Below are 5,493 nucleotides of genomic sequence, written 5' to 3'. Positions count from 1 at the left end.
GGCGCTGATCGCGCCGGGGAGCTTTGCGACCGAAGCCTTCACTCGCGATTATGGCGTGATGCTGCTGGTCAGCCTGATCTTCGCAGTGCTGTGCTGGCGCCGTCAGCAGCAGCCGGGACGACTGGTTGGCGCGCTGCTGGTCGGCGGCTTTGTGGTTTGGTTGGCGATGCTGTTTTGGACAGCACCGCTCTTCGTTGAATGATTCGGGATAACATCATGTCGCAAATAGATTTGCCCACGGATTTTGACTTTCAACAGGCAGGCCGTCAGGTGCTGGAAATTGAACGTGAAGGTCTGGCCCAGCTCGATCAATACATAAATGAAGACTTTACCCATGCCTGCGAAACGATTTTCCGCTGCGGCGGGAAAGTCGTGGTGATGGGGATGGGCAAATCCGGCCACATCGGCCGCAAAATGGCGGCAACCTTCGCCAGTACCGGCACCTCGGCATTTTTTGTCCACCCCGGCGAAGCGGCGCACGGTGATTTAGGTATGGTCACCCCGCAGGATGTGGTAATTGCGCTGTCGAACTCCGGCGAATCGAATGAAATCCTCGCGCTGATCCCGGTCCTCAAGCGCCAGCAGGTGAAGCTTATCTGTATCACCAGCCGGCCGGAGAGCAGCATGGCGCGCGCGGCGGATATCCATCTGTGCGTGAAAGTGCCGAAGGAGGCCTGCCCGTTAGGACTGGCGCCCACGTCGAGCACCACCGCCGCGCTGGTGATGGGTGATGCCCTCGCCGTCGCCCTGCTGGAAGCCCGCGGCTTTACCGCTGAGGATTTCGCCCTGTCGCATCCGGGCGGCGCACTCGGCCGTAAGCTGTTGCTGCGGGTCAATGATATTATGCATACCGGTGATGAAATCCCGCACGTCGGTCTGCAGGCGACCCTGCGCGATGCGCTGCTGGAAATCACGCGTAAAAATTTAGGCATGACCGCTATCTGCGATGACGATATGAACATCATCGGTATTTTTACCGACGGTGACCTGCGCCGGGTCTTCGATACCGGCGTTGATATGCGCGATGCCAGCATTGCCGACGTCATGACCCGGGGAGGTATCCGCATCCGCCCCGGCACTCTGGCGGTGGATGCGCTAAACCTGATGCAATCCCGTCATATCACCTGCGTGCTGGTTGCCGATGGCGACCATCTGCTGGGTGTGGTACATATGCACGATCTGCTGCGCGCGGGCGTAGTGTAAGTAAGGAAAAAATAATGAATAATGCTGATGCTCAGTTAGCGACCTGCTACGGGCCGGTAAGCCAGGCGTTTGTCGATCGCGCGGCGAAGATCCGTCTACTGATCCTTGATGTCGACGGTGTATTATCCGACGGGCTTATCTATATGGGTAATCACGGCGAGGAGCTGAAAGCGTTTAACGTCCGCGATGGCTATGGTATCCGCTGCGCGCTGACCTCGGGTATTGAAGTGGCGATTATTACCGGGCGAAAAGCTAAACTGGTAGAAGATCGCTGTCAGACGCTGGGCATCACGCATTTGTACCAGGGGCAGTCGGACAAGCTGCTGGCGTTCCGCGATCTGACGGACAAACTGCACGTGCGGCCGGAAGAAGTCGCCTACATCGGCGACGATCTTATTGACTGGCCGGTGATGGCCGAAGTGGGCCTTAGCGTCGCCGTCGCCGATGCGCATCCGCTGCTGCTACCGCGGGCGAATTATGTCACGCGAATTAACGGCGGACGCGGCGCGGTACGCGAAGTCTGCGATTTGTTACTATTGGCGCAGGGCAAGTTGGATGAGGCCAAAGGGCAATCAATATGAGTAAAACCAGACGTTGGGTTATCATTTTACTGTCGCTGCTCGCGCTGATCCTTATCGGCCTGAATCTGGCGAATACGGACGACACGGCCCAGCCGGAGGTCAATCCTAACGACCCTACGTATAAAAGCGAACATACCGACACCGTGGTATACAGTCCGGAAGGCGCCCTGAGCTATCGGCTGATTGCCGAGCACGTGGAATATTTTTCCGATCAGGAGGTCTCCTGGTTTACCAAACCGGTGATGACCACCTTTGATACTAACAAGGTGCCTACCTGGTCGGTCAGAGCAGACAAAGCGAAGCTGACGAATGACCGGATGCTCTATCTTTACGGGCACGTTGAGGTGAATGCGCTCGCGCCAGATTCTCAACTGCGCAAAATTACGACGGATAACGCCCAGATAAATCTGGTAACGCAGGACGTTACCTCCGATGACATGGTGACGTTATACGGCACCACATTTAATTCCAGCGGCCTGAAAATGCGTGGAAACCTTCGCAGCAAAAATGCCGAGCTGATTGAAAAGGTGAGAACCTCTTATGAAATTCAGAACAAACAAACTCAGCCTTAAGATTGCGCTCGCCGGCGCGTTACTGGCCGCCAGCCTGCCGGCCCTCGCCAAGACGGGCGATACCGATCAGCCGATCCATATCGAGTCCGATCAGCAGTCGCTGGACATGCAGGGCAATGTCGTCACCTTCACCGGTAACGTGGTCGTGACCCAGGGGACGATCAAGATTAACGCTGATAAAGTGGTGGTCACCCGTCCAGGCAACGAGAAAGGCAAAGAGGTGATCGAAGGTTTCGGTAACCCGGCTACTTTCTATCAGATGCAGGATAACGGCAAGCCGGTAAAAGGCCGGGCGTCGAAAATGCGCTACGAGCTGCAGAACGATTACGTCGTGCTGACGGGCAACGCTTATCTGGAACAGCTCGACAGCAACATCAAGGGCGACAAGATCACCTATCTGGTGAAAGAGCAAAAAATGCAGGCCTTCAGCGATAAAGGTCGACGCGTCACCACCGTTCTGGTGCCGTCCGAGCTGCAGGATAAAAGCGGCAACCAGCAAAAGAAGAGTAACTAATCCGTTATGGCAACCTTAACTGCGAAGAATCTCGCTAAAGCGTATAAAGGCCGCCGCGTGGTGGAAGATGTCAGTCTCACCGTTAACTCGGGCGAGATTGTCGGCTTGCTCGGCCCGAACGGCGCCGGTAAAACGACCACCTTCTACATGGTGGTCGGGATTGTGCCCCGCGACGCAGGCAATATCATCATCGATGACGAAGACATCAGCCTGCTGCCGCTGCACGCGCGCGCGCGACGGGGCATCGGCTACCTGCCGCAGGAAGCGTCGATTTTCCGTCGCCTCAGCGTCTATGACAACCTGATGGCGGTCCTGCAGATCCGTGACGATCTAACCAGCGAACAACGGGAAGATCGCGCTAAAGAGCTGATGGAAGAGTTTCATATTGAGCACCTGCGCGACAGCCTCGGTCAGGCGCTCTCCGGTGGTGAACGCCGCCGCGTCGAAATCGCCCGCGCGCTGGCGGCGAATCCGAAATTTATTCTTCTGGATGAACCCTTTGCCGGCGTGGATCCGATCTCCGTTATCGATATTAAACGCATCATTGAGCACCTGCGCGACAGCGGTCTCGGCGTTCTGATTACCGACCATAACGTCCGTGAGACCCTCGCGGTCTGCGAACGCGCGTATATTGTCAGTCAGGGACACCTTATCGCTCATGGTACACCGCAGCAGATCCTCGAAGATGAGCAGGTTAAGCGCGTGTATCTTGGGGAAGACTTCAGACTCTGATAGGGTAGAGGTTACAGACGTTTTAGCCGGAGATATTTACCCTGAACATGAAGCAAGGTTTGCAATTAAGGCTTAGCCAACAGCTTGCCATGACGCCGCAGCTGCAGCAGGCGATTCGTTTGCTGCAGTTGTCCACGTTAGAACTCCAGCAAGAGCTCCAGCAAGCGCTGGAAAGTAACCCGTTGCTTGAGCAAACCGATCTTCACGACGAGGTAGAGGCAAAAGAGGTGGAGGACCGCGAGTCCCTCGATACCGTCGATGCGCTTGAGCAAAAAGAGATGCCCGACGAACTGCCTCTCGATGCCAGCTGGGATGAAATCTATACCGCTGGCACGCCGTCGGGTAACGGCGTCGACTATCAGGACGACGAGCTTCCCGTCTATCAAGGCGAGACCACCCAGACGCTGCAGGACTATCTGATGTGGCAGGTTGAGCTGACGCCTTTCACCGACACCGACCGCGCTATTGCCACCTCTATCGTCGACGCCGTCGACGATACGGGCTACCTCACGATTCAGATTGAAGATATTGTCGACAGCATCGGCGATGACGAGATCGGCCTGGAGGAGGTGGAAGCGGTCCTCAAGCGAATCCAGCGTTTTGATCCGGTTGGCGTCGCAGCGAAAGATCTGCGCGACTGCCTGCTGATCCAGCTGTCGCAATTTGCTAAAGAGACGCCGTGGCTGGAAGAGGCGCGGCTGATTATCAGCGACCATCTTGATCTGCTGGCCAACCATGATTTCCGCACTCTAATGCGAGTCACCCGCCTGAAAGAAGAGGTGCTTAAAGAGGCGGTCAACCTGATCCAGTCCCTGGATCCTCGCCCTGGCCAGTCCATTCAGACCAGCGAACCGGAATATGTCATCCCGGATGTGCTGGTGCGCAAGGTGAGCGGCCGCTGGACCGTCGAGCTCAACGCCGACAGCATTCCACGGTTGAAAATAAATCAGCAGTATGCGGCAATGGGCAACAGCGCCCGCAATGACGCCGACGGCCAGTTCATTCGCAGCAATCTGCAGGAAGCCCGCTGGCTGATTAAAAGTCTGGAAAGCCGCAACGATACCCTGCTGCGCGTCAGCCGCTGCATCGTAGAGCAGCAGCAGGCTTTTTTCGAACAGGGTGAAGAGTATATGAAGCCGATGGTGCTGGCCGATATCGCCCAGGCCGTCGAGATGCATGAATCGACGATTTCCCGTGTCACCACGCAAAAATATCTGCACAGTCCGCGCGGTATTTTTGAACTGAAGTATTTCTTCTCCAGCCATGTGAATACCGAAGGCGGAGGCGAAGCCTCGTCGACGGCGATTCGCGCGCTGGTGAAGAAGCTCATCGCCGCGGAAAACCCCGCGAAGCCGTTGAGCGACAGTAAGCTCACCTCCATGCTGTCCGAGCAGGGTATTATGGTGGCGCGCCGCACTGTCGCGAAGTACAGAGAGTCTTTATCCATCCCGCCGTCAAACCAGCGTAAACAACTGGTCTGACATAACCGATAAGGAAGACACTATGCAGCTCAACATTACAGGACACAACGTCGAAATTACGCCTGCGATGCGCGAATTCGTTACGGCGAAGTTCAGCAAGCTGGAGCAATTTTTCGACCGGATCAATCAGGTCTATATTGTGTTAAAAGTAGAGAAAGTGACGCAAATTGCGGACGCGAATCTGCATGTCAACGGTGGCGAAATCCATGCCAGTGCGGAAGGGCAGGATATGTATGCGGCTGTCGATGGTCTTATCGACAAGCTGGCAAGACAGTTAACGAAGCACAAAGATAAACTAAAACAACACTAATTGTCCGGGCCCCCCCCCCCTCCCGCCCCCCCCCGCCCCCCCGGCGCGAACGAATCAACCTTTTTTCCGAGGTGGGAAGCCCGCGGAAAAAAGGGCCTGC

At 56.1% G+C, this 5,493-nt stretch carries 7 protein-coding genes and 1 pseudogene; all 8 read left to right on the top strand.

Going from position 1 to position 5,493, the window contains the following annotated elements:
• Window positions 1-202 (top strand): annotated as a pseudogene (locus HMPREF9538_RS29140) (calcium/sodium antiporter); the annotation flags it as partial.
• Complete coding sequence (gene kdsD / locus HMPREF9538_RS24420; RefSeq protein ID WP_004144922.1) at window positions 199-1,203, top strand: arabinose-5-phosphate isomerase KdsD; 1,005 nt, start codon at window positions 199-201, stop codon at window positions 1,201-1,203. The pseudogene HMPREF9538_RS29140 and the gene kdsD, both read left to right, overlap by 4 nt.
• 14 nt (window positions 1,204-1,217) lie before the next feature.
• Complete coding sequence (kdsC, locus tag HMPREF9538_RS24425; RefSeq protein WP_002918405.1) at window positions 1,218-1,784, top strand: 3-deoxy-manno-octulosonate-8-phosphatase KdsC; 567 nt, start codon at window positions 1,218-1,220, stop codon at window positions 1,782-1,784.
• Window positions 1,781-2,356 (top strand): LPS export ABC transporter periplasmic protein LptC, encoded by a 576-nt coding sequence (gene lptC / locus HMPREF9538_RS24430; protein WP_002918413.1) that lies wholly within the window; start codon window positions 1,781-1,783, stop codon window positions 2,354-2,356. The genes kdsC and lptC overlap by 4 nt, the downstream gene beginning before the upstream one ends.
• Complete coding sequence (gene lptA, locus HMPREF9538_RS24435; RefSeq protein WP_002918415.1) at window positions 2,325-2,870, top strand: lipopolysaccharide ABC transporter substrate-binding protein LptA; 546 nt, start codon at window positions 2,325-2,327, stop codon at window positions 2,868-2,870. The genes lptC and lptA overlap by 32 nt, the downstream gene beginning before the upstream one ends.
• A 6-nt stretch (window positions 2,871-2,876) precedes the next feature.
• The gene (gene lptB, locus HMPREF9538_RS24440; RefSeq protein ID WP_002918417.1) at window positions 2,877-3,602 is read left to right on the top strand and encodes an LPS export ABC transporter ATP-binding protein; all 726 of its coding nucleotides are present in this window, start codon (window positions 2,877-2,879) and stop codon (window positions 3,600-3,602) included.
• Window positions 3,603-3,649: 47 nt separating this feature from the next.
• Complete coding sequence (rpoN, locus tag HMPREF9538_RS24445) at window positions 3,650-5,083, top strand: RNA polymerase factor sigma-54 (protein ID WP_002918420.1); 1,434 nt, start codon at window positions 3,650-3,652, stop codon at window positions 5,081-5,083.
• Between the two features lie 22 nt (window positions 5,084-5,105).
• The gene (gene hpf, locus HMPREF9538_RS24450; RefSeq protein WP_002918423.1) at window positions 5,106-5,393 is read left to right on the top strand and encodes a ribosome hibernation promoting factor; all 288 of its coding nucleotides are present in this window, start codon (window positions 5,106-5,108) and stop codon (window positions 5,391-5,393) included.
• Window positions 5,394-5,493 lie beyond the last annotated feature (100 nt).

This window comes from Klebsiella sp. MS 92-3 (assembly GCF_000195655.1).
Lineage (GTDB): Bacteria > Pseudomonadota > Gammaproteobacteria > Enterobacterales > Enterobacteriaceae > Klebsiella > Klebsiella pneumoniae.
The sequence above is the reverse complement of the archived record's forward strand: the minus strand, read 5'-3'. Positions and strand labels throughout refer to the sequence as shown.

Coding starts and splice junctions, on each gene's coding strand:
- kdsC (WP_002918405.1), top strand. CDS start 1,218: ATGAATAATGCTGATGCTCAGTTAGCGACCTGCTACGGGCCGGTAAGC.
- hpf (WP_002918423.1), top strand. CDS start 5,106: ATGCAGCTCAACATTACAGGACACAACGTCGAAATTACGCCTGCGATG.
- lptC (WP_002918413.1), top strand. CDS start 1,781: ATGAGTAAAACCAGACGTTGGGTTATCATTTTACTGTCGCTGCTCGCG.
- rpoN (WP_002918420.1), top strand. CDS start 3,650: ATGAAGCAAGGTTTGCAATTAAGGCTTAGCCAACAGCTTGCCATGACG.
- kdsD (WP_004144922.1), top strand. CDS start 199: ATGATTCGGGATAACATCATGTCGCAAATAGATTTGCCCACGGATTTT.
- lptA (WP_002918415.1), top strand. CDS start 2,325: ATGAAATTCAGAACAAACAAACTCAGCCTTAAGATTGCGCTCGCCGGC.
- lptB (WP_002918417.1), top strand. CDS start 2,877: ATGGCAACCTTAACTGCGAAGAATCTCGCTAAAGCGTATAAAGGCCGC.